The 24,748-nt window shown below is 66.9% G+C and carries 21 protein-coding genes; 14 read left to right on the forward strand and 7 right to left on the reverse strand.

Annotated elements, in window-relative coordinates:
* Positions 1-78 precede the first annotated feature (78 nt).
* The 7 genes from V3B48_RS09690 (at position 79) to V3B48_RS09720 (ending at position 8,755) form a co-directional block, all read left to right on the forward strand.
* Entirely contained in the window at positions 79-3,201 is a 3,123-nt protein-coding gene (locus V3B48_RS09690; protein WP_329893630.1) for a TonB-dependent receptor, read from the forward strand.
* Positions 3,202-3,254: 53 nt separating this feature from the next.
* Positions 3,255-4,019 (forward strand): Slam-dependent surface lipoprotein, encoded by a 765-nt coding sequence (locus V3B48_RS09695; RefSeq protein WP_032129432.1) that lies wholly within the window; start codon positions 3,255-3,257, stop codon positions 4,017-4,019.
* A 90-nt stretch (positions 4,020-4,109) separates the two neighbouring features.
* Complete coding sequence (locus V3B48_RS09700; RefSeq protein WP_049399754.1) at positions 4,110-5,564, forward strand: porin family protein; 1,455 nt, start codon at positions 4,110-4,112, stop codon at positions 5,562-5,564.
* 136 nt (positions 5,565-5,700) lie between these two features.
* Complete coding sequence (locus V3B48_RS09705) at positions 5,701-6,105, forward strand: response regulator (RefSeq protein ID WP_019337750.1); 405 nt, start codon at positions 5,701-5,703, stop codon at positions 6,103-6,105.
* Between the two features lie 9 nt (positions 6,106-6,114).
* Complete coding sequence (locus V3B48_RS09710) at positions 6,115-7,710, forward strand: PAS domain-containing protein (RefSeq protein ID WP_329893632.1); 1,596 nt, start codon at positions 6,115-6,117, stop codon at positions 7,708-7,710.
* 70 nt (positions 7,711-7,780) lie between these two features.
* Positions 7,781-8,122, forward strand: coding sequence for a type II toxin-antitoxin system prevent-host-death family antitoxin (locus V3B48_RS09715; RefSeq protein ID WP_110712500.1), 342 nt, complete (start codon positions 7,781-7,783; stop codon positions 8,120-8,122).
* A gap of 3 nt (positions 8,123-8,125) precedes the next feature.
* Entirely contained in the window at positions 8,126-8,755 is a 630-nt protein-coding gene (locus V3B48_RS09720; protein ID WP_164161895.1) for an AAA family ATPase, read from the forward strand.
* Positions 8,756-8,851: 96 nt separating this feature from the next.
* On the opposite strand, the gene proP is transcribed toward V3B48_RS09720, so the two are convergent.
* The 3 genes from proP to V3B48_RS09735 form a co-directional block, all read right to left on the reverse strand.
* Complete coding sequence (gene proP, locus V3B48_RS09725; protein WP_248857773.1) at positions 8,852-10,339, reverse strand: glycine betaine/L-proline transporter ProP; 1,488 nt, start codon at positions 10,337-10,339, stop codon at positions 8,852-8,854.
* 263 nt (positions 10,340-10,602) lie between these two features.
* Complete coding sequence (locus tag V3B48_RS09730; RefSeq protein WP_256200907.1) at positions 10,603-10,731, reverse strand: hypothetical protein; 129 nt, start codon at positions 10,729-10,731, stop codon at positions 10,603-10,605.
* A gap of 85 nt (positions 10,732-10,816) precedes the next feature.
* Positions 10,817-11,044, reverse strand: a complete 228-nt coding sequence (locus tag V3B48_RS09735) for a hypothetical protein (protein WP_049462507.1) — start codon at positions 11,042-11,044, stop codon at positions 10,817-10,819.
* 162 nt (positions 11,045-11,206) lie between these two features.
* Here V3B48_RS09735 and V3B48_RS09740 point away from each other — a divergent pair, with 162 nt between their 5' ends.
* The 3 genes from V3B48_RS09740 to V3B48_RS09750 all read left to right on the forward strand — a co-directional run bounded on the left by V3B48_RS09740 (position 11,207) and on the right by V3B48_RS09750 (position 14,400).
* Complete coding sequence (locus V3B48_RS09740; protein ID WP_019337746.1) at positions 11,207-11,623, forward strand: host attachment family protein; 417 nt, start codon at positions 11,207-11,209, stop codon at positions 11,621-11,623.
* Positions 11,624-11,628: 5 nt separating this feature from the next.
* Positions 11,629-11,952: a thioredoxin family protein gene (locus V3B48_RS09745; protein ID WP_329893634.1), complete on the forward strand. Its 324-nt coding sequence runs from the start codon at positions 11,629-11,631 to the stop codon at positions 11,950-11,952.
* Between the two features lie 102 nt (positions 11,953-12,054).
* The gene (locus V3B48_RS09750; RefSeq protein WP_329893635.1) at positions 12,055-14,400 is read left to right on the forward strand and encodes a GH92 family glycosyl hydrolase; all 2,346 of its coding nucleotides are present in this window, start codon (positions 12,055-12,057) and stop codon (positions 14,398-14,400) included.
* 437 nt (positions 14,401-14,837) lie between these two features.
* Here V3B48_RS09750 and V3B48_RS09755 read toward each other — a convergent pair whose 3' ends face one another.
* Positions 14,838-16,217 carry a sensor histidine kinase gene (locus V3B48_RS09755; RefSeq protein WP_329893636.1) on the reverse strand — a complete coding sequence of 460 codons (1,380 nt, stop codon included), beginning with the start codon at positions 16,215-16,217 and terminating at the stop codon, positions 14,838-14,840.
* Positions 16,210-16,884 (reverse strand): response regulator, encoded by a 675-nt coding sequence (locus V3B48_RS09760; protein ID WP_005413615.1) that lies wholly within the window; start codon positions 16,882-16,884, stop codon positions 16,210-16,212. Before V3B48_RS09760 ends, V3B48_RS09755 begins: the two co-directional genes overlap by 8 nt.
* A gap of 62 nt (positions 16,885-16,946) precedes the next feature.
* Here V3B48_RS09760 and V3B48_RS09765 point away from each other — a divergent pair, with 62 nt between their 5' ends.
* The 3 genes from V3B48_RS09765 to V3B48_RS09775 are packed head-to-tail and all read left to right on the forward strand — an operon-like array spanning position 16,947 to position 22,437.
* Positions 16,947-18,194, forward strand: coding sequence for a TolC family protein (locus tag V3B48_RS09765; RefSeq protein WP_329893637.1), 1,248 nt, complete (start codon positions 16,947-16,949; stop codon positions 18,192-18,194).
* Positions 18,191-19,363: an efflux RND transporter periplasmic adaptor subunit gene (locus V3B48_RS09770; RefSeq protein WP_329893638.1), complete on the forward strand. Its 1,173-nt coding sequence runs from the start codon at positions 18,191-18,193 to the stop codon at positions 19,361-19,363. The genes V3B48_RS09765 and V3B48_RS09770 overlap by 4 nt, the downstream gene beginning before the upstream one ends.
* Positions 19,360-22,437 (forward strand): CusA/CzcA family heavy metal efflux RND transporter, encoded by a 3,078-nt coding sequence (locus V3B48_RS09775; protein WP_329893639.1) that lies wholly within the window; start codon positions 19,360-19,362, stop codon positions 22,435-22,437. The genes V3B48_RS09770 and V3B48_RS09775 overlap by 4 nt, the downstream gene beginning before the upstream one ends.
* A gap of 111 nt (positions 22,438-22,548) precedes the next feature.
* On the opposite strand, the gene V3B48_RS09780 is transcribed toward V3B48_RS09775, so the two are convergent.
* On the reverse strand, positions 22,549-22,926 hold the full coding sequence (locus V3B48_RS09780; RefSeq protein ID WP_329893640.1) for a hypothetical protein: 378 nt from the start codon (positions 22,924-22,926) through the stop codon (positions 22,549-22,551).
* A gap of 17 nt (positions 22,927-22,943) precedes the next feature.
* On the reverse strand, positions 22,944-23,684 hold the full coding sequence (locus tag V3B48_RS09785) for an SDR family oxidoreductase (protein ID WP_329893641.1): 741 nt from the start codon (positions 23,682-23,684) through the stop codon (positions 22,944-22,946).
* A 105-nt stretch (positions 23,685-23,789) separates the two neighbouring features.
* Here V3B48_RS09785 and V3B48_RS09790 point away from each other — a divergent pair, with 105 nt between their 5' ends.
* Positions 23,790-24,683: a LysR family transcriptional regulator gene (locus V3B48_RS09790; RefSeq protein WP_329893642.1), complete on the forward strand. Its 894-nt coding sequence runs from the start codon at positions 23,790-23,792 to the stop codon at positions 24,681-24,683.
* Positions 24,684-24,748: the final 65 nt, after the last annotated feature.

Raw genomic sequence — 24,748 nt, forward strand, 5'->3', positions numbered from 1 at the left:
ACCGTTTTTCCTCAAGCCAGACACACCACCGGCACCGGATGTGCCCGTGGTCCAGCCACGCTTGAGGAGTTCCTGTCCATGCCGTCCACGGCATCCGCCTGTCATCGTCGCGCCACCGTTCTGGCCCTGGCCGTTTCCACCGCATTGCTGCCGCTGGCCTGGGTGCCGGCCGTGCAGGCACAACCGGCGATCGTCGCGCCGGTGCGCCAGTACGCCATCCCGGAGCAGCCACTGGCTGATGCCGTACGTGCCTTTGGCCGCCAGGCCGATGTGCAGGTGGTGTTCCGCAGTGACCTGGTGGAGGGCCGCCGCTCCAGTGCGGTGAGTGGCGAGTACAGCCAGATGCAGGCCCTGCAGCAGCTGCTGCGCGGCAGCGGCGTGCGCGCACAGCGCGGCATGGACGGTACCTGGAGCCTGCGGGCCGCAGCGGAGGCGGGCGAAGGGGAAGGGGTGCGGGTGACCGAAACACTGGACGTGGCCGGTCGCCTTCAGTCGGAAGGGGGTGAGGCGCGCGATCGGCGCGGCTACGATGATGTGTTCGCGCTGGACCTGACCACGGCGTATTCGGGGCGCGACCGGGTGGAGCGCTATCGTGGTTCCAATCCGGCCGACGTGGTCAAGGATCTGGTCGGCGTGTTCAGCGGCGATGCGCGCAACAGCGGCGCGCTGGACGTCAACATCCGTGGCATCCAGGGGCCCGGGCGGGTGCCGGTCAGCATCGACGGTGGCGAACAGGCGCTCACGGTCTGGCGCGGCTACAACGGCGTCAGCAACCGCAACTACATCGATCCCAACCTGATTGGTGGCATCCAGGTCATCAAGGGGCCAGGGCTGGTGCGCGATGTGCACAGCGGGATCGGCGGTGCGCTGGTGATCAAGACCATCGACGTTGACGACATTGTTGCTGCCGGCGAGCGCTTCGGCGGGGAGCTGAAGATCGAAGGCAGCAGCAATGCGGTGGCACCGCGCCTGCCGCGCCTGCACACCGGCGAGGATTACCGCACTGTGCCGGGGTTCCCGCAGGGCTCGCCGAACTCACCCTATGACGACCGCACCCTGGTGGTGCCGGTGAAGTCGCGCAGCGGCAACAACCCCTTCGATGGCGAAGACCAGGCCTGGCGGTTGGCACTGGGCGTACGCGGCGACAACGTCGACCTGATGGCCGCCTACGCCTGGCGCAAGCGCGGCAACTACTTCTCCGGCAGCAAGGGAAGCGCGTACTACGACCAGGACCGGCGCGAGCAGTACGAGTACCAGGGCATCGACTACATCACCACGCTGGCGCGCTATTTCAAGCCCGGCGATGAGGTGCCCAACACCTCCAGCGAACAGGAGTCCTGGCTGGTCAAGGGAACCTGGCAGATCAACGACGACCAGCAGCTGAAGGCCACCTGGCGGCGCACGCTGTCGCACTACGGCGAGATCATGCCGTCGCGCATCCTGTCCGCGCCCGACTACGGGCGCATCCAGTGGCCGCTCAGCCGGGTTGCGTCCGATGCCTGGAACCTGGAATACCGCTCCCAACCGGCCGGCAGCCGCTGGCTGGACCTCTACGCCAACCTGTGGCGCACGGAGACGGACAGCGATACCTACAGTGCTGGCGGCTTCCCGAACTTCGCAGTGGGTAATCCGGCATGGAACCCGGACGCCAGCCCGATCCTGCGCAACACCGCGCTGGCCAACGCGCGCAACGACCGCACCGGCCTGATCCTGAGCAACCGTTTCGCGCTGCATTCGACCCTGGACCTGACCGTGGGCGGCAACTGGCAATACGAGAAGCTCGGCTCGAGCGATCCGTACTTCGGTACCACCGATGGCTGGCGTATGTTCCCGCGTGCCGGGCGCCGACAGGAGGGCGAGGGCTACCTCACCCTGGAGTGGCGGCCGGTCGACTTCCTTACCCTCAATGCAGGCGTGCGCTACAGCCGCTACTGGGCCTTCGACGATTTCCTCGAGGCGCACCCCGAGCTGCTGACCAAGGGCGTAGGTGGCAAGGAAGCGCAGTACACCGTGAACGAGTTGCCGCCCCGTCCCGCCAATCTGCAGGCCCGCATCGACGCGTTGGAAGCACGCCGCGCCGTATGGGAAAAGCGCGGCATGGGCTGGTTCATCGATGACAGCATCCGTGCCTTGCTGGCACCGTACGAGACGCCGCGTCCGGTCAGGTACACGCGGCCCTGGCTGCCCGATGCCGATGGCAACTACACCCGCGCCGGCAATCCCTGCCTCAATGGCGAAGTGGCGGCCATTCCCGGCGTGCAGCCGGTGTTCGCCGGCAGCGACCAGGTCTGCAACATCGGCAACAGCGTACAGTCGCAGCCGGTCGATGCACGCAACAGCCGCCGCCGCGACCATGCCTGGCTGCCGACCTTCTCGGCCACTGCACACCTGTCCCCGGCCGCCCGTGCCTACGTGCGTTACAGCGAAGCGGTGCGCTTCCCGAGCATGTTCGAAAGCACGATCGCCTTCTCCGGCAGCCTCAATCCGCTGCATGCGCTCAAGCCCGAGCACGCCTACAACTACGAAGTGGGCTACGTGCACAACCTGTCGGCCCTGTTCGGCAACACCGCCGATGCCGACGTCAAGCTGGCGTACTACGTGCACAAGACCCGTGACGTGATCGAGCGCGATGGCAACTTCCTGTTCGACAACATCGACAAGCAGACCATCCGTGGCATCGAACTGCAGGCCCGCTTCGACAACCGGCGCTTCTTCACCGATCTGGGCATCACCCGCACGTTGGAAAACGAGGTGTGTGACGAGAGCACGGCGGTGCTCCTGGATGCGAACCGCGGCCTGGTCCCGAACTGCGTGCAGGATGGTTTCGTTGGTGGCTACCTGCTGACCCAGGCCATTCCCAAGCTGTCGATCAACTGGTCGCTGGGCACGCGCCTGTTCGATGAGCGCCTGGAGCTTGGCAGCCGCATCGTGCACTACCAGCGCCACGAGAACCCTGATCTGCAGGCCTACCGTGACCGCCTGCTGAGCGGTGGCAGCGGCCTGCTCTGGCAGAACGTGCCGTTCACCTGGGGAAACATCACCACCGTCGATGCCTATGCGCGCTGGCGCTTCAACGAGCATGCCAGCGTCGAACTGGTCGGCAGCAACCTCGGCAACCGCTACTACGTCGATCCAGCCACGCGGTCCACGCTGCCGGCCCCGGGTCGCACCCTGAAGCTCGGCGTCACCGCACGCTTCTGATCTCCCACCTTCAAGCGTTGTACCCGTAGTTCCCTCAACCAAGGAGCAATACCATGAAAATGATCTCCCGTTCGGTTCTCGCCGTTGCTGCCTCGCTGGCTCTGGTCGGTGCCGCGCATGCTGCCGATATCGTCGGTGCCGCCAGTGCCAAGACCGATGCCGAGCTGTATGTGGCGGTTGGCGAATCGCAGGTCAATGGCGGCCCGCACCGCGCTGGCAAGGCCGGTATCGGTGTCGGTACCGTGTCCCAGGCCAAGCCGGTGGACTTCCAGGGCCTGAGCGCCTACTCGGCACCGACCACCGTCAATGGCGTGACGGTACGTACCCTGGCCATGCCGATCACCGGCGCACCGGGCAGCCACGCCGGCATGGGCCACTTCAACTTCGTCAAGGTCGGCAGTGGCGATGTCTGGTTCGGTGAGTGGTCCAAGGATGGCGCCGCCGGTGGCTTCAACAACCGCCAGGTCTACTTCGTTGGTGACCGCGCCGGCACCACGTTGCCTGCTGGCGTGGCGTCCTACACCGTGGCTGGCCTGAACAAGTTCAACGGCAGCAACCTGCTGAGCGGCACCTTCGACGCCGACTTCGGCGCCGGCACCCTGGATGGTGCGCTGTCGGGCAACGGCCTGAACCTGGCCATCGTTGCCAACATCAACAGTGCCGACGCATCGTTCGCCGGTTCGGCCACCGCCAACGGCAGCGTTGCCGGCACCACCCAGGGGCAGTTCTTCGGCGCCAACGCGGCCGCCCTGGCCGGTATCGCCACCTTCAGCGGCAACAGCCAGTACGACACCGCCTTCGGCGGCAGCAAGAACTGATTGCCACGCCCCTGACGGGGCAGGGCAGGGACAAGCCGCGATCCGCCAGTCCCTGCTTCGGCCCGCTGCATGCACCACCACGGATCGACCATGCGCCATCCCATCTTCCTTGTCGTACTGCTGCTGGCGGCCGCCGACGTGCGCGCCCAGCAGGACGATCTTCGCCGCGTGCTCGAACAGGGCACCGACCTGCGCCACCAGCAGCAGGACCAGCAGCGCCTGCAGCAGGCCGAGTCGGAGCGACCGACCATCACCATCGACGGCCAGACCCTGCGCGTGGAGCGCACGGTCGATGATCTGGGTCAGGCGCTGTACCTGTCGCTGCAGCATCAGCAATGGGGCGCCGCGCAACGCTTCCTGGATGAATACATCGAACTGCCTGGCCACGACCCGTTGCTGCGCCACTATGCGCAGGGCGGCCTGGCGCGGGTGGCCGGCAATCACCATCGCGCGGCCAACGAGTACGAGGCGCTGCTGGAGGCACAGCCGGATTTCCTGCCGGCCCGCCTTGAACTTGCGCGCGTCTACGCCGAAGACCAGCGCGATCGCGATGCGGTGGCGTTGTTCACGGCGATCGCGGATGGCATCAGTGCCGATGACCCCGCCACCGCAGGTGTACGCGGACGGGTGGACGCCTATCTGGCTGCGCTGCAGGCGCGCCAGCGCTGGAAAGGCGCGCTGTCCGCCGGCCCGGCATGGAGCGACAACATCAACCGCAGTTCGGCCAGCCGCACCTGCCTGTTCGGGGTAGGCGACACCTGCATCATCCAGCGCAATCTTCCCGATGCCCAGCGCGCCATGGGCCTGGACTACGACGGTAACCTCGAACGTCGCTGGGCCTTGAAGGGCCACCATGGCGTGTACGTGCGTGGCCTCGCATTCGGCCAGGCATGGCGTGGGCACAGCGCCTACAACGAGCTCAATGCCAACGTGCAGGCGGGTTACAGCTGGCGTAGCGCACGGCATACCCTGCAGATCGCCCCCAGCTATGACTATCAGGGCCTCGGCAACCGGGCCCTGCAGGGCGGCAGCGGGCTGCATGGCGAATGGCAATATGCGCTGGACGCGCGCAGCCTGCTCAAGCTGGAGGCCGACTGGAAGCGCCAGCGCTATCGCCAGCGTGGCCTGGCCAGCAATTACGACGGTGAGCTGGCCGCGGTGTATGCCACCTGGTTCCGTGCGCTCAACCCGCGCTGGACCCTCTTTGCCGGGCTGGACCTGAGTGACAGCAGCGCTGCCAACCCAGCCAACGGCTATCGCCAGCGCGGCGTGCGGCTGGGTGCGGCGCGCCAGTGGACGGGCACCACCGCCACCGTATTCGTCTCGTTGCGCGAGCGCGACTACGACGCGTGGAGTCCGCTGCTGGAGGCGCGGCGTGAGGACAGCGAACAGAACCTGATCGCCATCGTGCGCAGCGAGCGCCTTGCCGTGGCCGGGCTTGTACCCAGCCTGAGCCTGCGCTACGCGCGCATCGACAGCAACGTTGGCTGGCTGTACAGCCACGACCGCAGCCTGCTCAGCCTGAAGTGGGAGCGGGCCTTCTGAACACGCCGCTGCAATGCCGCGGTGAACGCGCCGTGGCCGCGATCTTCATCCATCATCACGCGCTCTTGTAGCCCGGTTCGCGCATCCTGCGGGCGTTGCGGCAGAGCTGGGCCGCGTGTATCGAGGAGCGCCGGTCGTGCTGGAAGCGGGCAACAAACCAGAGGGCCTGAAAGGGCTGCGTGTACTGGTGGCGGAGGATGAATTCGCCATCGCAATGTTCCTGGTCGACTATCTGGAGCTGAAAGGCGCACAGGTGGTGGGGCCGGCCGGTGACCTGCAGGCGCTGGGGCAGCTGGTCGATACCCATCCCATCGATGTGGCGCTGCTGGACATCAACCTGGGCGGTGAGCAGGTCTATCCGCTGGCTGATCGGCTGGCCGAGGCGGGTACGCCCTTTCTGCTGACCTCCGGTTACGACGACAACCTGCCCAGCCGCTTCGCCAGCGCGCCGCGCTGTACCAAGCCTTATCACATCGAAACCCTGGTGCAGCAGCTGGCCGGGCTGGTGGCGGCGCCGCAGGTCTCTGCGGGCATCGCCTGATTGCGCGGCATGTCGCGCCGTCCTGAAGGCATCCACGCCGCCAAGCTGCGTGGCTCGATGCCACCTGCGCCGCGCCTGCATGCGCGCCACGATGGCATGGCCGCGCGCATCGCCCGTCACGACTGGTCGTCCACGCCATTGGGTGCCTGTGAGCAGTGGCCGCCCCACCTGCGCGCCACTGTCGACCTGATGCTGGCCCATGGCTTCCCGATGATCGTGCTGTGGGGCGAGCAGCTGGTGCAGCTCTACAACGATGGTTATGCCGAGATCCTGGCCGACAAGCATCCCGGCGGGCTCGGCCAGCCGACCCGCGAGTGCTGGCCCGAGGTGTGGCACATCAACGGGCCGCTCTATACCCGGGTTTGGCAGGGCGAGACGCTCACCTTCGAAGACAAGCTGTACCCGCTGGTCCGGCGCGGCCGGCTGGAAGACATCTGGTTCACGATCACCTACAGCCCGATCCGCGGCGAGGAAGGGCGGATCAACGGCGTGCTGGTGACCATGTTCGAGACCACCGCCGCGCATCTGGCGCTGGCCGCGCGCGAGCGCGAGGAACTACGGCGGCGCGAGAGCGAGCGGCGCCTGGAGCTGGCCTTCAGGATGCTGCCGGTCGGCCTGTGCATTGTTGATCTGCAGGGCCGCATGCTGCTGTCCAACGATCAGATGCGCGCCTATCTGCCCACCGGCAAGGTGCCTTCCAGAGACGCCGACAACCAGCATCGCTGGCACGGCTGCCATCCCGATGGCACCCCCATTGCACCGGACGACTTCGCCATCGCCCGCGCAATGCGCGGCGAGACCGTGGTGCCGGGGCTGGAGTTCCAGTACCTGCATGATGATGGCCGCGCGCGCTGGACCCGGGTCGCTGCCGCGCCCCTGCGCGATGGCGACGGTGAGGTCAGCGGGGTATTTGCCATCGCGGTGGACATCGACGACCTCAAGCGTGCCACTGAGCGTCAATCGGTATTGCTGGCCGAACTGCAGCACCGGGTGCGCAACATCATGTCGACCATCCATGCCATTGCCTGGCGGACCCGCGAGTCGGTCAGCAGTGTGGATGAATACGCTGAACGGTTGTGCGGGCGACTGATGTCGCTGGCACGCACGCAGAGCCTGCTGACCCGTGGTGCCAATGCCGGCGTCTGCCTGCGTGGCATGCTCGACGAGGAGATCGCTGCGCAGACGCCGGCAGCGGCCGCCTACCGCCTGCAGGGCGAGGACGTGCTGCTGCCGCCGAAAGCAGCCGAAGTACTGTCCCTGGCGATCCACGAATTAGCGACCAACGCGCTGAGGCATGGCGCGCTCACCCATGAGGATGGCCGGATCGAGGTCACCTGGAATCTGCAGGTTCAGGCCGGCCAGCCATGGCTGGGCCTGCACTGGTGCGAGCGTCATGCCGAGGTGGAGGACTGGGAGCTGCCACGCCAGCGCGGCCTGGGCCGGGCGCTGATCGAGCAGCGCGTGCCGTACGAGCTGGCTGGCAGCGGGGAGCTGCGCTTTGGCCCACAAGGCCTGGATGCCTGGATCCGCTTCCCGTTGCGGGAGCGCGACAGCCTGCTGCAGACCGATGCGCCGGGCGCGGCGGCGGAAGGTTCCGTCAGGTAAAGGTCCATTTATCCCCAATTTGGCCAAATTGGGCATAATGGCCACAACCGTCGCCGTTTGGAGCCGTGCCATGACCCTGCCGCTGGATCTGCCTGGCCTTGAAAAGGCCCCGGCCTCGTCGGTGAAGACCCGGGGCTGGCCGAGCCTGATGCGTACCGTGCGTGAGAAGCAGGCATTGGTCATTACCAATCACAATCACCCCGAAGCGGTGATCGTCGACATCCGCACCTACCAGGAGCTGCTGGCCAAGGCGGCTGGCGGAGATGCCGGAGAGCGCAACGAAGAGCTGCTGCGGCTGCGCAGTGAATTCGACCAGACCCTGGCCGGCCTGCAGCGTGGGGAAGGGCTGGGCAAGGTGCTCGGCCAGCCGATCCGTCGCGGTCGCAAGGTCACCCTCGGCCGTCCGCTCTGACCGATGGGGAGGATCCTGGTGCTGGCCGGCGTCAACGGCGCCGGCAAGAGTTCGCTGCTGGGCACCTGGCTGGAAGCCGAAGGGCTGGGCTGGTTCAACCCCGATTCGTTCACCCGCCGCCTGGTGGAGACCGGCTGGCCGCTGCCTGACGCCAATGCCGAGGCCTGGCAGGAAGGCACCCGCCGCCTGCGCCAGGCCATGGCCGATGGCACGGACTTCGCCTTCGAGACCACGCTGGGCGGCAACACCATTCCCCGCCTGCTGCGCGAAGCCTGCGAACGCCATCACGTTGCGATCTGGTTCTGCGGCCTGGCCACGGTGGAGCTGCATATCGCCCGCGTTGCGGCGCGGGTGGCTGCCGGCGGCCATGACATCCCGGTGGAGAAGATCCATGCGCGCTTCGATTCGGCGCGCGAGAATCTGCTGGAACTGCTGCCCCACCTGGCCGAACTGCATGTCTACGACAACAGCGCGCCCGCCGATGCCGAAGGCTGCGTCGAACCGCTGCCGGTGCTGGCGATGGCACATGGCCAGCTGCAATACCCGGTCTCGGTGGCCGAACTGCTGCACACGCCGGACTGGGCCAAACCCATCGTGATGCGCGCGATGGAGTTGAACGCTGCGCGCGATTGAGGGCGCATGCGTTGTAGAGCCGAGCCCACGCTCGGCTGATCCCCCGAAAGGCAACCGGGCGCGGGCGTGGCTCTACAACGCCGGCTCCACCGAGCCTCAGGCCGGCTTTACCTGCTCAGGTTCCGCAGCCTCCGGCAGTGGCGGCAGGCTCGGGTCCACCGTCACCGGCACATCGCTCTTCAGCAGTGCGGCGGCTTCCTTGTCGCTGCCGACTGCCGGCGGTGAACCGCGCAGCGGCAGCCCCGCGGTTTCCTTGACAAACAGCATGGTGACCAGGCCGATCACTGCTGCGCCCATCAGGTAGTAGGCCGGCACCAGCGGGTCGCCGGTACGTTCCACCAGCCATGCAGTGACCAGTGGCGTGGTGCCACCGAACAGCGATACCGAGACGTTGAAGGCGATCGACAGCGCGCTGTAGCGCACCGGGGTATAGAACAGGGCCGGCAGCGTGGACGGCATCGAGCTGGTGAAGCACACCAGCGCCAGGCCCAGCAGCATCAGGCCGAGGAAGATCATCCAGTCGTTGCCGCTGCCGACCAGCAGCAGGCACGGAATGGCCAGCACCAGCAGCGCAATGCAGGCGCCGATGATCATCGGCCGGCGGCCCAGCTTGTCACTGAACAATCCGCCGACGATGTTCAGCGGCATCATCACCAGCATCACGATGATGATCAGCAGCAGGCCTTTGCTCTCGGCGTAGCCCATGGTCACGCTGAGGTAGCTGGGCATGTAGGTCAACAGCATGTAGTCGGTCACGTTGAACACCAGCACCAGGCCCATGCACACCAGCAGCTGGCGGCCGTGCACCTGGAACAGCGCGCCAAGCCCGGGCCGATCATGTTCGCGCTTCTCGGCTTCTTCGGCGAAGGCGCGGAATGCCGGGGTCTCTTCCAGCTTCATGCGCATGTACAGGCCGAGAAGGCCCAGCGGGCCGGCCACCAGGAATGGAATGCGCCAGCCCCAGTCCAGCATCTGTTCGCTGCTCAACAGCATGTGCAGCGCGGTCACGGTACCGGCGCCGGCGATGTATCCGCCCAGCGTACCGAACTCCAGCCAGCTGCCCATCAGGCCGCGGTTGCGGTCGGTGGAATACTCGGCGATGAAGGTGGCCGCACCGCCGTACTCGCCGCCGGTGGAAAAGCCCTGCACCACACGCGCCAGCAGCAACAGCACCGGTGCCCAGATGCCGATCCGCTCGTAGGAAGGAATCAGGCCGATCGCAAAGGTACCCAGCGCCATCAGGATCATGGTGAACGCCAGCACCTTCTGGCGCCCATAGCGGTCGCCGAGCGGGCCGAACACCAGGCCGCCGAGTGGACGCACCAGGAATGCCACGGTGAAGGTGGCGAAGGCCGCGATCACCTGTGCGGTGGGATTGCTCGACGGGAAGAACACCTGGCCGATGGTGACGGCCAGATAGCCGTAGACACCGAAGTCGAACCACTCCATGGCATTGCCGAGTGCAGCGGCACCGACGGCGCGCTTGAGCATGGGCTTGTCGACGACGGTGATCTCATCGACCTTCAGGTGGCGGCGGCGTTTGAACCAGCCGAAGTGGGCATGGGAATCGGGCGTGTCCTGCATAGGGGCTCCCTTGTAGGTATGAAATAGGGGAATGGGTGCTGTGGTGTGTCCCGGAAATCGGAAACGGCGATGCAGGCGCAAGTGGCGCAGGGGCATCGGAAGGCGGCGTGGGGGCCGGGGAATGTGTGCAGGCGCAACGCCACGCGCACGGCAAAGCACCGCCGCAAGGGCGGAAACGCGGCAACGGGATCACAACGGCCGCGCAGTTGGCAGCCGCGTGTCACATCAGCGTGTGGGGATGGCAGGCCGTGGGCCTGCGGGCGTCATCCGCCGGGATCCAGCGCGAGGCGATGGAAATGCAGGGCGGGAGCAATCGTGGCAAGCGAAGCGCCGGTCGGCAGTGCTTCCCACGTAACAGGTGCGCCCGTCACGTAGTGGGTCGTGTCGATCATCCGTTCATCATAACGGCACCGGCGTGAGCGTGCAGCGAAGCGGGCTGATCTGCACGCTGTGTTCCACGTCGCCTGTTCAGAAGGCTCAGGCTGACTTCGCCAGCAAACCGAACACCGTGCAGGCCATCGCCAAGGCGCCCGGCAGTGCCAGTTTCCGCGTGACCAGTGCGGCGCCGATCATCGTGAGCACCGAGAGCATGATGGCCAGGGCGAAAAACGGTTGGCCCTGCAGGAACTGGTGGATGCAGCCAGCGCAGCCGGCAATTGCCAGGCTGGTGGCGAAGCAGACGTGGAACAGTGAGCCAGCGTGCACAGAGGTTCCTCGCGATGATGGAGGCCATAGCGGCAGGCCTCCCGGTAAATTTAGGGCGGATTCCAGATTGCGATGACGGAATCACATCCTGTACGCGCTCTGGTGACATAGGCGTGCATAAGGTGGAGCGCACACCCACTTTTCAAATTGATGGAGGATGCAATGGCGCGGACGATTCCCGAAGGAACGCTGATTGTGGTAGCCGACGGTGGTTCGGCACGGGTGTTCACCAACGTGGGCAGCAACCATCAGTTGACCCTGAAACAGGAGGGCGAGCTGCGCCTGCAGGACATCAGTGAGCAGGGCGTGTCCGGGCAGGGGCCTGCGGGTGCCGTGCCGAAGGACATGTCGGTCTCGCAGCTCAACGAGGCGACGTTCGCCAAGCAGGTGGCCGAACAGCTCAACGAGGATGCCTTGAAGAACCGCTATGCGCACCTGGTGCTGATCGCCGACCCGACCACGCTGGGTCGCATCCGTCCGCTGCTGCATAAAGAGGTCCAGGCGCGATTGCTCGGGGATATTGCCAAGGACCTGACCAACGCGCCGCTGGAAGACATCCAGAAGGCACTGGCGGCGTAGCGCTCATGCCGTTCATGCGTGATCACCTTCCGAACGAACCCACCTCTGCGGGGGTGGCGGCGCAGGCTGGGTGGCAGGTGCTGGAGTTCGGTGCGCCCTGGTGCGGTCATTGCCAGGCCGCGCAGCCCGCGTTGCAGGCCTTCGTCGAAGCGAACGATCTGCCGCATTGGAAGATCGAGGATGGCAAGGGAAGGGCATTGGGGCGAGCGTTCAAGGTGAAGCTGTGGCCGACAGTGGTGCTGCTGCGCGATGGAGAAGAGGTCGCGCGGGTGGTGAGGCCGCTGCACAGCGCGGACCTCATGTCGTTGCAGAACGCGATTCCCGGTTGACGATTGAACCCGGCGCGGGACACCGGGCAGTCGCACTGCAGCATGCGGCGTGACAGGCCCGGTGCTAGCATCCGGCTACCACCTGAATCGATCCAAACGCCGATGCCCACGCTGGACCGTCGTCTCCTGATCGCCGTCGCCGCCACGGCAATGCTCGCTTCCGGCCTGGCGTCGGCCGCTCCCGCCAAAACCGCCGCCGACAAGGCCTACGCCTCGGTCGACCCGTTCATTGGTACTGGAGGTGAAGGCCACACCTACCCGGGTGCCACAGTGCCGTTCGGCATGGTCCAGCTCAGCCCGGACACACGCATCCAACCACGCGAAAAGGCCTATGGCTGGGCAGCCGGCTATCGCTACGACGACAGCAGCATCGTCGGCTTCTCGCACACGCATTTTTCCGGCACCGGTCATTCGGACCTCGGCGACATCCTGCTGATGCCGTTCACCGGCAATCCCGGCCTGGAGCGCGGTGATCCGGAAAAGCCACGCAGCGGCTACGCCTCGCGTTTCCGCCACGACGACGAGAAGGCCGAGCCGGGCTACTACGCAGTCACCCTGGATGACTACAAGGTGCGCGCGGAGCTGACCACCAGTGCGCGCGTGGGCGTGCACCGCTATGCCTTCCCCAAGGGCACCGATGCCAAGGTGCTGCTGGACATGCGCACCAGCATGTACGACTACCCGGGCAAGGTGCTGTGGTCGCGGGTGCGGGTGCGCGCCGATGGCACGGTGACCGGCTTCCGCGAAACCCGTGGTTGGGCGCCGGGCCGCCAGCTGTATTTCGCGATGCGTTTCTCGCGGCCGCTTTCCGGGCATGAGCTGCACAACACCGAGCAGGACATTGTCTACAAGGGCTTCCCGCCGCCGGGCGAGAAGGATCCGGCGCAGCGCGCACAGATCGAGGGGCGCCAGCTGGTCGGCACCTTCGCCTTCGGCAAGCTGGATGCACCGCTGGTGGTCAAGGTGGCGATCTCGCCGGTCAGTGAAGCTGGTGCCATCGCAAACCTCGACGCGGAAGTGGCCGGCTTCGATTTCGACCGCGTTCGCGCGCAGGCCAAGCAGGAATGGACGCAGGCGCTGTCGGTGCTCGATATCGACGCCCCCGAACATGCCCGGCGCAGCGCCTACACCGCGCTGTACCATACGATGCTGGGGCCAACGCTGTTCATGGATGCCGATGGCCAGTACCGCGGCTCGGACAACGCCGTGCACCAGGCCAAGGGCTACACCAACTACTCCACGTTCTCGCTGTGGGATACCTACCGCGCGCTGCATCCGCTGCTGACGCTGGTGCAGCCGGAGAAGCGCAACAGCGACTTCGTCAATTCGATGCTGGCCCACCATGAGCACAGCCCGTACGGCATGCTGCCGGTGTGGTCGTTCCACGGCCTGGAAGACTGGTGCATGATCGGCTATCACGCGGTGCCGGTGATCGCCGACGCCTACGTGAAGGGCATCCGCGGCTTCGACGCCGACAAGGCGCTGAAGGCAATGGTCGAGACCGCCAACTACGGCCCGTACGATGGCATCGCGCAGTATCGCGAGCTGGGCTACGTGCCGATCGACGAGGAAGGTGAGGCGGCCAGCAAGACGCTGGAATATGCCTTCGATGACTGGACCATCGCGCGCATGGCACAGGCGATGGGCAAGACCGATGTTGCGGCCACCTTCGACAAGCGCGCCGGCAACTGGCGCAACGCCTTCGACAAAGGCACCGGCTTCATGCGCGCACGCAAGCGCGATGGCAGCTTCCGCACGCCATTCGACCCCAGCGCCAGTGGATACGGCACCGACTACACCGAGGGCAATGCCTGGCAGTACTCATGGTACGTGCCGCAGGATGTGGCCGGTCTGGCGGCAGCGCACGGTGGCAGTGACAAGCTGCTCGCGCGCCTGGACGAGGTGTTCAACGCCAAGGTCGATCCGTCCATCTTCGAGCACATGGAAGACATCACCGGGCTGATCGGCTGGTATGCACATGGCAACGAACCCAGCCACCATGTGGCCTACCTGTACTCGTACGCCGGCCAGCCGTGGCGCACCCAGGCGCGCCTGAAGCAGATCATGGACACCCAGTACGCCGACCGTCCGGATGGTCTGGCCGGCAACGATGACGTCGGCCAGATGTCGGCGTGGTATGTGTTCACCGCGCTGGGCTTCTACCCGGTGGCGCCGGGCTCGGGGGAGTACATCCTCGGCCGCCCGTTCCTGCCGAAGACCGCGATGCGACTGCCGAACGGCAAGACCTTCACCATCGTGGCCGACGGGCTGGATGACAGGCACACCTATGTGGGCAGCGTGAGCCTCAACGGCAAGCCGTTGCAGCGCACCTTCCTGCGCCATGACGAGATCCTGGCCGGCGGCGAGCTGCGCTTCAGCATGCAGGCCGAGCCGAACAGGGACTGGCCGGGGCAGGGCGCGCAGGCGCCGTATTCGATGAGCCGATGATGATGGGTAGGCGCCAACCAAGATTGGCATCTACCGGGATCCGCCGGCTGGGGTGCTTTTGGTAGGTGCCAACCTTGGTTGGCATGCAGGACGTCAACAGCGCCCACCAAGGTGGGCATCTACCGGGATCCGCCGGAGGGGTGCCTTTGGTAGGTGCCAACCTCGGTTGGCACACGGGACGTCAACAGCGCCAACCAAGGTTGGCATCTACCGGGATCCGCCGGCCGAGGTGCCTCTGGTAGGTGCCAACCTCGGTTGGCACGCGGGAGGTCAACGGCGCCCACCAAGGTGGGCGTCTACCGGAATCCGCCGGCTGGGGTGCTTTTGGCAGGTGCCAACCTTGGTTGGCACGCGGGAGGTCAACAGCGCCCACCAAGGTGGGCGTCTACCGGATGGCGTGACCGGGTAGGTGCCAACCTTGGTTGGCACGCAGGACGTCAGCGGGATCGAAACCGCATCCCTACCCGCGCGCCACCGATCGGGGCGGTATCGATCACCAGCGCCGCATCATGCCGCTGCGCGATCTCGGCCACGATCGCCAGTCCCAGCCCACAGCCATCACCTTCACTGCTGGCCCGGTAGAAGCGTTCCGTGACGCGCGTGCGCTCGGCTTCGGCAATGCCGGAGCCGTCATCGTCCACCCACACCTGCACGCCCTCGGCATCCTGCTGCAGGCCCAGGGTGATCACGCCTGGCACGGCACCGTAGCGCAGCGCGTTGTCCAGCAGGTTGCCCAACGCCTCGCGCAGCAGCTGCGGATCGCCCTGTACCTGCACGCCGTCGTCGGGCCCGTCATAACCCAGGTCCACGCCTGCAGCCAATGCACGGTCCGCATAGCGCTCCACCACGCCACGCGCCAACGCGGCCAGGTCCACTGGCTGCAGCGGCAGTGCGCTGCCATGTGGATCTTCGGAGCGGCTGAGCATCAGCAGCTGGTTGACCAGATGCTGCAAGCGGGCCAACCCGGCCAGCGTGCCAGACAACGCCAGCTGCTGGGCCTGCGGATCATGCTGGCGCAATGAGCTCTCCAGCTCCACCTGCATGGCCGCCAACGGTGTGCGCAGTTGATGTGCGGCGTTGCTGACGAAGCGCCGCTGCGCATCCTGCATCGCGTCCAGGCGCTGCAGCAGGGCGTTGTAGGCCTCAACCGCCGGCCACAGTTCGCGCGGTGCCTCCTGCGCCGGATCCAGCGGTGCCAACGGATCCGGCCGCGGGCTGGCCAGCTTCCGTGCGACCAGGTTGGCGTGGCCTGCGGCGGCGCCGGTGCCGGACCAGGCCAGCCACGCCGCCAGTGCCAGGATCGCGGCCTGGAACGGAACGCTGGTCAGCAGCAGCTTGCGTTCCAGCCGGTGGCGCTTGCGCAGTGTCTCGGCCACGCGCAGCCGGATGTCATGGCCCGGGCCGGCGCTGACCACCACTTCGACCATGCGCACCGGTTGACCACGCAGGCGCGCATCGTAGTAGACCGCATCGTCATTCGCGGCGGCGCTCGCCGGACGTGGCAATGCTTCGGGCAGGTCGCCATACAGGCGCCCGCCTGCAGCGTCGACCACCTCGCCATGCACTTCGTCGGCGGTGTCCCAGGTGAACATGCGCGATACGGCCGGGGTGATCTCGATCGAGGCGCGGCCATCCTGCACTGTCACCAGCTCGGACAACGACATCGCCGAGTCCAGCAGCCAGCGGTCGTAGACCTGGCCGGCGTAGAAGCGCGCCAGCGCGAACGAACCTACTGCGCTGCACAGCAGCAGCACCAGCAGCGGCAGCCACAGGCGTCGCAGCAGCAGGCCGCGCAGGCTGTGCACGCGCTCAGTCACCCACGGCCTCCAGCCGGTAGCCAAGGCCACGCAACATGCGGATGCCGACGCCGGCGCGCGCCTGTTCCAGCTTGCGGCGCAGGCGGCTGACATGCACCTCGATCACCGACAGGTTGGCCTCGTGGTCCCAGCTGTAAAGCGCATCGAACAGGCGCTGCTTGGTCACGGTGCGGCCGGGGTGCTGCATCAACGCTTCGACCAGCGACAGCTCGCGTGCGGTCAGCTCGATGCGCTGGCCTTCTACCTGCACTTCGTTGCGGATGCTGTCGAAGCACAGCCGGCCCAATCGCTTCTGTGCCGGTGCGTCACTGCGGCGGCGCGACAACGCACGCAGGCGCGCTTCCAGCTCGCCCAGCGCGAATGGTTTTGCCAGGTAGTCATCACCACCGCGGTCGAGACCGAGGATGCGGTCCTCCACGCCATCGCGCGCAGTGAGAATCAGCACCGGCAATGTGGCGCCATCGTTGCGCAGGCGCGACAGCAGGTCGAGGCCATCCACGTCCGGCAAGGAAAGGTCCAGCACCATCACGTCATAGGGTGCACTGGCCAGTGCCGCAGGTGCGTGCAGTCCGCGCGAGAGGTGGTCGCACAGATGGCCGGCACCTTGCAGGGCGCGGATCAGTCCATCGGCCAGGGCGGCATCGTCTTCGATCAGCAGGATTCGCATTGCAAGCTTCGTGCAAGGTTGGGGCAAGTTTGGCGCAAGTGCGTCACCTTACCGTGACGTGCATGAATTTCTCCCCTCGTCTTGCGGCGGTGCTGGCCGCTCTATTGTGCGCGCCTGCGGCTTCGGCGCTGTCCCTTGCAGAAGCGCAGCGTGCAATGGAAGCACACAACCCGGACCTGCGTGCGGCGGCACTGGAGCTGCGCGGGGTGCAGGGTGACGCGCAGACGGCGGCGCTGCGCCCGGCCACCGAGCTGTCGATCGGCACCAGCAAGATCAGCCCCAAGCACGGCATCGGCCCGGGGCGCTGGCAGGACAAGCGCGTGGACAGCACCGTGGGCCTGGGCTGGACCTGGGAACGTGGTGGCAAGCGTGCGTTGCGCATCCGCCAGGCCGACGCGCTGCTGGAAGTCGCAGGGCTGGAGATGCTCGATACCCGTCGCCGACAACAGGTGGCACTGCATGAAGCCTATTTCGGCCTGAAGGGCGCGCAGGAGCGGGCGCAGATTGCCGACGCCAACCGGCAGAGTTCGGCCGAGCAGATGGCGGCGGCCGACAAGCAGGTCGCGACAGGGGCGATGGCACCGGTGGATCGCGCGCGGCTGGCGGTGGACGACCTCGCCGTAGCCGATGCGTCACGCGAGGCAGCATTGGATCTGCGCGATGCACGGCATGCGCTGGGCCTGCTGCTGGGCAGTGATGACAGCCGCGACCTCAGTGCCGATGACCCCTGGCCGGATGCCAGCAGCGTGGCCGATGTACGCGCGTTCGACCCGCAGCAGCGCGCCGACCTGCGTGCCGCGCGTTCGCGCCTGGTCGCGGCCGACGCAGGCGTGGCCCTGGCGCGCAGCGAGCGCCATCGCGATATCCAGCTGGGTGTGGAGGCCGAACGTGAGCCGACCGACATCAGCGGTGTTACCTGGGGCGTGTCGTTGACCATTCCGCTGGGGGGGCCGTCGCGCGCGCGCGGCGCGATCCAGCGTGCCGAGGCCGACCGTGACAGCGCCGCGCTGGAGCTGCAGGTGCTGCAGCGCGAAGCACGCGCCGAGCTGGACCAGCTGCAGGCCAGCGCGCAGTCCGCCGCACAGCGCCGCAGCGACTATGAGGGACTGCAGTCCGACGCCGCACGCAAGGCGGTGCAGGGCATCGAACTGGCGTACCGGCGCGGTGCCGCCAATCTGACCGATCTGCTGGATGCGCGCCGCAGCTGGCGCGACTTCGAGGCCGCACTGATCGAGGCGCGCACCGACCATGCCATTGCACTGGCGCGCTGGGAAGCCGCCACATCCGTTGCCGAAGGAGAATCCCGATGAAGTCCACCGTCGCCTATCGCCCGCAGGCGCGATACGCCGTGCTGCCCGTCTTGCTGGCGCTGATCCTGCTGGGCGGCTGTGGTCGGGAGCCAGCTTCCTATCTTGAGGACGCGCCTCGGGTCAGCGCCGGCCAGATTCAGTTTCCTTCCGACAGCCGCCAGCTGGACGTGCTGCGCAGCGAGACAGTGAGTGCCGGCGCCAGCGCCAGCCTGCAGCTGCCGGGCCGGGTGGTCTGGGATGAGACGCGCTCCAGCGCACTGCACACGCCGCTGCCGGGGCAGGTAGCGCGCATCGAGGCACAGCCGGGGCAGAAGGTGAAAGCCGGCCAGGTCATCGCCTGGATCACCTCGCCCGAGTTCGGCCAGGCTCAGGCTGAAGGTGCCCGTGGTCGCGCCGAGCTGCAGCAGGCACGCAAGGAACTGGACCGTACCCGCGAACTGCATGCGGCGGGAGTGGCGTCGGGTCGTGAACTGGACGAGGCCGAGGCAAACTTCGCTGGCAGTCAGGCTGATCATGCGCGCGCGGCCGCCTTCGCCAAGGCCTATGGCAACGGCCAGCGCGTCGACCAGCGCCTGCCGCTGCGCGCGCCCATCGATGGCGTGCTGGTGGAGCGGCGGATGAGCCCGGGCATGTCGGTCAGCCCCGACAGTGAACAACCTTTGGCGGTGATCGGCGATCCGGACCGGCTGTGGTTGCTGCTGGACATCCCCGAAAGCCTGGCAGGACGGCTGAAGGCCGGCATGCCGGTCAGCGTGCCGGGCGCAGATGGCCAGCCGCTGCAGGCGACCCTGCAGCATGTGGACGATTTCGTCGACAGCGAGCGCCGCGTGGTGCAGGCACGCGCCGAGCTGGACAACCGCGCACGAGGCTTCAAGGCCGGGCAGTACGTGCGTGCCCAGGTAGCATTGCCGGCCGAGGGCGGCGTCTCGCTGCCCGATGCGGCGGTGCTGCTGATCGACGGCACGCAGGTGGTGTTCGTGGAAGAGGGCAAGGGCCGCTTCGTGCGCCACGCCGTGCACGCCGAGGAGCTGGGTGACGGCCGACTGTGGGTGCGTGACGGTCTGGCGGCTGGCAGCAGGGTGGTGGTCGAAGGCGGCCTGCTGCTGCAGCAGCTGGTCGACAGCGCGCCAGCGGCCGCCAGCACCGGCGCGGGGCATGCCGCCCCATGATCGATCGCCTGATTGCCTATTGCCTGCGCCAGCCGCTGATGGTGATGCTGGCACTGCTGTTGTTCATCGGCGGCGGCATCGCCGCGTTCCGCGTGCTGCCGGTGGAGGCCTTCCCGGACGTCTCCGACACCCAGGTGACGGTGGTGTCGCTGCACCCGGGCCGCGCCGCCGAAGAGGTGGAACGCGAAGTGACGATGCCGCTGGAAGTGGCCTTGTCCGGCATTCCGCATTCGGTGCGGGTGTTCTCGCATACCCAGTTCGGCTTGTCGATGATCATCCTGACCTTCGACGACAAGGCCGATGACTATTTCGCGCGGCAGCAGGTGCTGGAGCGCCTGCAGGGCGTGGAGCTGCCGGAGGGCGTGACCCCGGAGCTGGAGGCGATGAGTTCGGCGGTGGGCGAGATCTACCGCTACGTACTCAAGGGCCCGCACATGACGCCGACCCAGCTGCGCACGGTGCAGGAATGGACGATGGAGCGCAGCCTGCGCACCGTGCCGGGCGTGGCCGATGTGATCAGCTTCGGCGGGTTCGCGCGCACCTTCCAGGTCAAGCCGGACCTGGACAAGCTGCGTGACCGCGGGATCAGCCTCGGTGAATTCGCCGAGGCGCTGGAGAAGGGCAGCTCCAATGCCGGCGGCGGCTACGTGGAGCGCGGCCAGCAGCAGTTCCTGATCCGCGGCGTGGGCCTGATGCGTTCGCCGGGTGACATCGGCAACGTGGTGGTGGCGCAGCGCGGCGGTACGCCGATCCTGGTGCGCGACCTGGCCAGCATCGCCGATACCGGCCTGCCACGGCAGGGTCTGGTCGGCCAGGACGACAATGACGATGCTGTGTTCGGCATGGTGCTGATGCGCAAGGGCGAGAATCCGTCCGACGTGCTCGACGCCCTGCATGCGCGCATCGCCGAGATCGAAGCGAACCAGCTGCCGGCCGGGGTCAGCATCGAGCCGTTCTACGACCGCTCGTGGCTGGTGTCGACCACGCTGAAGACCGTCTTCCGCAACCTGCTGGAAGGTGCGGTGCTGGTGTTCCTGGTGCTGTGGCTGTTCCTGTACAACGCCCGCGCCGCACTGATCGTGGCGGCGATGATGCCGCTGGCGCTGTTGTCGACCTTCCTTGGCCTGCACCTGTGGGGCGTGCCGGCCAACCTGCTGTCCTTGGGTGCGATGGACTTCGGCATCATCATCGATGGCGCAGTGATCGTCACCGAACACATCGTCTCGCGATTGTCGAAACTGCCACCTACGGCCGACCGGAAGACGCGGTTCTCGACCATTCTTTCGGCTGCTTCGGAAGTGGGGCGGCCGACGTTCTTCTCGATGCTGATCATCATCGCCGCGCACATCCCGATCTTCACCCTGCAGCGCCAGGAAGGCCGCATGTTCGCGCCGATGGCGTACTCGGTGACCTCGGCGTTGATCGGTGCGTTGATCCTGGCGCTGACCGTAGTACCGCTGTTCTGCTACTGGTGGCTGCGGCGCGACCGCATGCGCGACGGCAACCCGCTGATGGACCGCCTGACCGACTGGTACCGGCCGATCCTGGAGCGCGCACTGGCCCGGCCACGTGCGGTGGTGCTGACCGCAGTGGCGTTGCTGGTGGGTACGTTGGCACTGGGCACCCGCCTGGGCTCGGAGTTCCTGCCCGAGCTGGACGAAGGATCGATCTGGCTGACCGCCACACTCGACCCCAGCACCAGCCTGGCCGAAGCGCAGCAGCAGTCGCGGCGCATCCGTGAGCTGGTCGGCACCTTCCCGCAGGTGTCGACGGTGGTGGCCAAGCTGGGGCGCCCGGAAGACGGCTCCGATGCCAAGGGCGCCAACCAGATTGAGGCGCTGGTGGCGTTGAAGCCGGAGAAGGAATGGCCGAAGGGCGTGGACAAGCGGCAGCTGGTGAGCGACCTGCAGCGCACGCTGGAGCAACGCATTCCGGGGCCGGAGTTCTCGATCTCGCAGCCGGTGCGCGACAACATCCTGGAGAGCATTTCGCAGATCAAAGGCCAGGTGGTGATCAAGGTCAGTGGCTCGGATCTGGACGTACTGAACCGGCAGGCGCAGGCGATCCTGGGCCAGGTGCGTGGGGTGGAGGGCGTGGAGAGTGCCTTCATTGACCGCGATGGCTCGTTGCCGCAGCTGCAGATCGAGATCGACCGCGACCGTGCAGCACGCTATGGCCTGAACGTGCGCGACATCGACGAAGTGATCGAGACAGCACTGGGTGGGCGCCAGGTCGGCGAGCTGTGGGAGGGCGACCGCAGGTTCCCGATCACGTTGCGCCTGGACGATGCCGATCGTGACCTGCAGCGGCTGCGCACGGTGCCGGTGGGCATCGGCGATGGCCACACGGTGACATTGTCCGACGTGGCCGACTTCCGCATGGCCAGCGGCGCGATCAACATCTCGCGCGAGAACGCACAGCGGGTCAAGGCGGTCAGCATCTTCATCGCCGGGCGGGACATGGGCAGCGTGGTGGCCGACATGCGCAAGCGCGTGGATGCCAGCGTGCAGCTGCCGGAAGGCTACCGGCTGGAGTGGTCCGGCGAGTTCGAGAACCAGCAGCGTGCGATGAAGCGGCTGGGCTGGGTGATTCCGCTGTCGGTGCTGCTCATCTTCGTACTGCTGTTCGATGCCTTCAAGGACATCAGCAGCGCAGCACTGATCCTGGCCAACGTGCCCCTCGCGATGATCGGCGGCATCCTGGCCCTGTGGCTGACCGGTATTCCGCTGTCGGTGTCGGCGGCCATCGGTTTCATTGCGTTGTTCGGGCAGGCGGTGCTGAACGGTGTGGTGATGCTCAGTCGCTTCGCCCAGCTGCGCGAGCAGGGCATGGACCTGCTGCAGTCGGTGGTGCAGGGCTCGCTGCAGCGCCTGCGTACGGTGCTGATGACCGCGCTGCTGGCGATGTTCGGCCTGCTGCCGATGGCGACCTCGCATGCGATCGGTGCCGAGACCCAGAAGCCGCTGGCGGTGGTGGTGATCGGTGGCCTGCTGTCGGCGATGCTGCTGACCCTGCTGGTGCTGCCGACGCTGTACTACTGGGTGCACCGGCGCCGCGAGGCCCGCGCCGGCTGACGACGTGTAGAGCCGAGCCATGCTCGGCTGCTTCTGGCCTTTGCGCGAAGAGCAGCCGAGCATGCGCTCGGCTCTACACAGGGATCCACGTCTTGCGTGGAGTTGGCAAGCTCACCACGCCGACCCCTGCCAGGCGATCATCATCGGCACGATCAGCAGGCCCAGGCAGCTGACGCACAGCACCGTCGTGGTGATGTGGAAGAGCCAGAAACGGCCTGGCGTTTCAGCACGCCATACCTTCTTGGCGATGTTGACGCCCCAGATCGTAAAGCCATCGGCGATGCCCCCCAGAAAGAAGCAGACGGTCGCCAGTGCCCACAGCACCCAGATCAGGGCCATCGCCAGATTGCGTACGTCGCCAGGCAGCCAGGTCCATAACACCAGCGTCGCCAACGCCAACAGGCCTCCCAGCAGAAGCGTGATCATCCATAGCCAATACCAGATGCCCGGCTTTTCCATGCGCGTGCCCCCATCCGTTTGGCCGAGCATAGCCAGTCCGGTGGTCCTTACACCATCCCGCCATTGGCGCGCAGCACCTGGCCGTTGATCCACCCGCCATCGGCACCGGCCAGGAAGGCCACCGCACCGGCGATGTCCTCCGGCGTACCCAGCCGCTCCAGGGGATTCATCTTCGCCAACCGCTCGATCAGCTCCGGTGACTTGCCCTCCAGGAACAGGTCGGTGGCGGTCGGGCCGGGCGCCACTGCATTCACGGTGATGTTGCGCCCGCGCAGCTCCTTGCTGAGGATCGCGCCCATCGTCTCCACCGCCGCCTTGCTGGCGGCATACACGCTGTAGTTCTCCAGTCTGATGCCGACCACGCTGGTGGACAGGCTGATCAGGCGGCCGCCGTCGCGCACCCGTCGCGCGCTCTCGCGCAGCACGTTGAACGCGCCCTTGAGGTTGATGCCGATCACCCGCTCGAACAGGGCATCGTCGCTGTCGGCCAGCGGCGCCAACTGCAGCACGCCGGCACTGTTCACCACTACGTCGATACCGCCGAAGCGCGCCTCGATGGCGTCGAACAGCTGGCGCACCGCCTGCGGGTCGGCGACATCGGCCTGCAACGCGATGGCCTGTGCGCCGGTGGCGTTGAGTTCGGCGGCCAGTGCCTCGGCATCATCGCGGCGGCCGGCATAGTTGATCACCACGTCATGGCCATCGGCGGCGAGCCGCCGGGAAATGGCGGCGCCGATGCCGCGGGAACCACCGGTGACCAGGGCGATGCGATTGGGGGAGGTGGGCATGATCCGGTCCAGCAGGCACGCCGGAGTGGCGCAGGGCCATCTTCGCCATCTTGCCCGGTCGGATAATCATGCATAATCCGCCAACATCATCCGGGTAGCCGAACAATGGACCGATTCACGGCCATGCGCGCCTTCGTCCGTATCGTCGAGCGCCGCAGCTTCACCCGTGCCTCCGAGGACCTGGGCCTGCCGCGGGCCACGGTGACCGACGCGATCAAGGCGCTGGAGCATCGGCTGGGCGTGCGCCTGTTGCACCGGACCACCCGGCTGGTGGTGCCCACCCTGGAGGGCGAGGCCTTCTATGGCCGTTGCCTGCACCTGATCGCCGACATGGACGATGCCGAAGCCGCGTTCCGTGACGTGCCGCCGCGCGGCCCGCTGCGCATTGAAGTGCACGGCACGCTGGGCCGGCACCTGCTGTTTCCGCATCTGCCGGACTTCCTGCAGCATTACCCCGAGATCGAACTGGAGGTCAGCGAAGGCGACCGCTATGTCGACCTGCTGCGCGAAGGCGTGGATGCGGCGTTGCGGGTGGGGACGCTGGCCGACAGCGATCTGGCGGCGCGCCGGTTGACCATGCTGCGGGAAGTTACGGTGGCCGCACCGGGTTATGTGCAGGCGCACGGTGTGCCCGAGACCATCGAATCATTGGAGCAAGGCCACCAGATGGTCGGCTATCGCTCCAGCGCCACCGGCCAGCTGATTCCGCTTGAGTTCCAGCAGGGTGGGCAGGTCCGCTATGTGCCGCTGCCCGCGCGGGTGAGGGTTTCCGGCGCGGACGCATTCCTTGGTGCCGCCTTGGCGGGTCTCGGCATCATCCAGGCACCGAGCTACCGGATGGACCCCTACATCGCGCGCGGGCAGCTGGTCGAGCTGTTGCCGGACGCGCCGCCGACACCGAGTCCACTGAGCCTGGTCTACCCCCGCAACCGCACACCGTCGCCGCGGCTGCGGGTGTTCATCGACTGGGTGGCCGGGGTGTTCGACCAGATGAGGTAGTGGCGGGGGGGGGGGGGGGGCGGGGGCGCGCGGGGGGGGGGGGCGGGGGGGGGGCGCGCGCCGCC

It is taken from the genome of Stenotrophomonas sp. SMYL20 (genome assembly GCF_036320045.1).
In the GTDB taxonomy this organism is placed as follows: Bacteria; Pseudomonadota; Gammaproteobacteria; order Xanthomonadales; family Xanthomonadaceae; genus Stenotrophomonas; species Stenotrophomonas maltophilia_A.

Bases quoted from the DNA above. Each gene is read 5' to 3' on its own strand.
- V3B48_RS09690 (WP_329893630.1), top strand. From the start codon at position 79: ATGCCGTCCACGGCATCCGCCTGTCATCGTCGCGCCACCGTTCTGGCC.
- V3B48_RS09695 (WP_032129432.1), top strand. From the start codon at position 3,255: ATGAAAATGATCTCCCGTTCGGTTCTCGCCGTTGCTGCCTCGCTGGCT.
- V3B48_RS09700 (WP_049399754.1), top strand. From the start codon at position 4,110: ATGCGCCATCCCATCTTCCTTGTCGTACTGCTGCTGGCGGCCGCCGAC.
- V3B48_RS09710 (WP_329893632.1), top strand. From the start codon at position 6,115: ATGTCGCGCCGTCCTGAAGGCATCCACGCCGCCAAGCTGCGTGGCTCG.
- V3B48_RS09715 (WP_110712500.1), top strand. From the start codon at position 7,781: ATGACCCTGCCGCTGGATCTGCCTGGCCTTGAAAAGGCCCCGGCCTCG.
- V3B48_RS09720 (WP_164161895.1), top strand. From the start codon at position 8,126: ATGGGGAGGATCCTGGTGCTGGCCGGCGTCAACGGCGCCGGCAAGAGT.
- proP (WP_248857773.1), bottom strand. From the start codon at position 10,339: ATGCAGGACACGCCCGATTCCCATGCCCACTTCGGCTGGTTCAAACGC.
- V3B48_RS09730 (WP_256200907.1), bottom strand. From the start codon at position 10,731: ATGATCGACACGACCCACTACGTGACGGGCGCACCTGTTACGTGGGAA.
- V3B48_RS09740 (WP_019337746.1), top strand. From the start codon at position 11,207: ATGGCGCGGACGATTCCCGAAGGAACGCTGATTGTGGTAGCCGACGGT.
- V3B48_RS09745 (WP_329893634.1), top strand. From the start codon at position 11,629: ATGCCGTTCATGCGTGATCACCTTCCGAACGAACCCACCTCTGCGGGG.
- V3B48_RS09750 (WP_329893635.1), top strand. From the start codon at position 12,055: ATGCCCACGCTGGACCGTCGTCTCCTGATCGCCGTCGCCGCCACGGCA.
- V3B48_RS09760 (WP_005413615.1), bottom strand. From the start codon at position 16,884: ATGCGAATCCTGCTGATCGAAGACGATGCCGCCCTGGCCGATGGACTG.
- V3B48_RS09765 (WP_329893637.1), top strand. From the start codon at position 16,947: ATGAATTTCTCCCCTCGTCTTGCGGCGGTGCTGGCCGCTCTATTGTGC.
- V3B48_RS09770 (WP_329893638.1), top strand. From the start codon at position 18,191: ATGAAGTCCACCGTCGCCTATCGCCCGCAGGCGCGATACGCCGTGCTG.
- V3B48_RS09775 (WP_329893639.1), top strand. From the start codon at position 19,360: ATGATCGATCGCCTGATTGCCTATTGCCTGCGCCAGCCGCTGATGGTG.
- V3B48_RS09780 (WP_329893640.1), bottom strand. From the start codon at position 22,926: ATGCTCGGCCAAACGGATGGGGGCACGCGCATGGAAAAGCCGGGCATC.
- V3B48_RS09785 (WP_329893641.1), bottom strand. From the start codon at position 23,684: ATGCCCACCTCCCCCAATCGCATCGCCCTGGTCACCGGTGGTTCCCGC.
- V3B48_RS09790 (WP_329893642.1), top strand. From the start codon at position 23,790: ATGGACCGATTCACGGCCATGCGCGCCTTCGTCCGTATCGTCGAGCGC.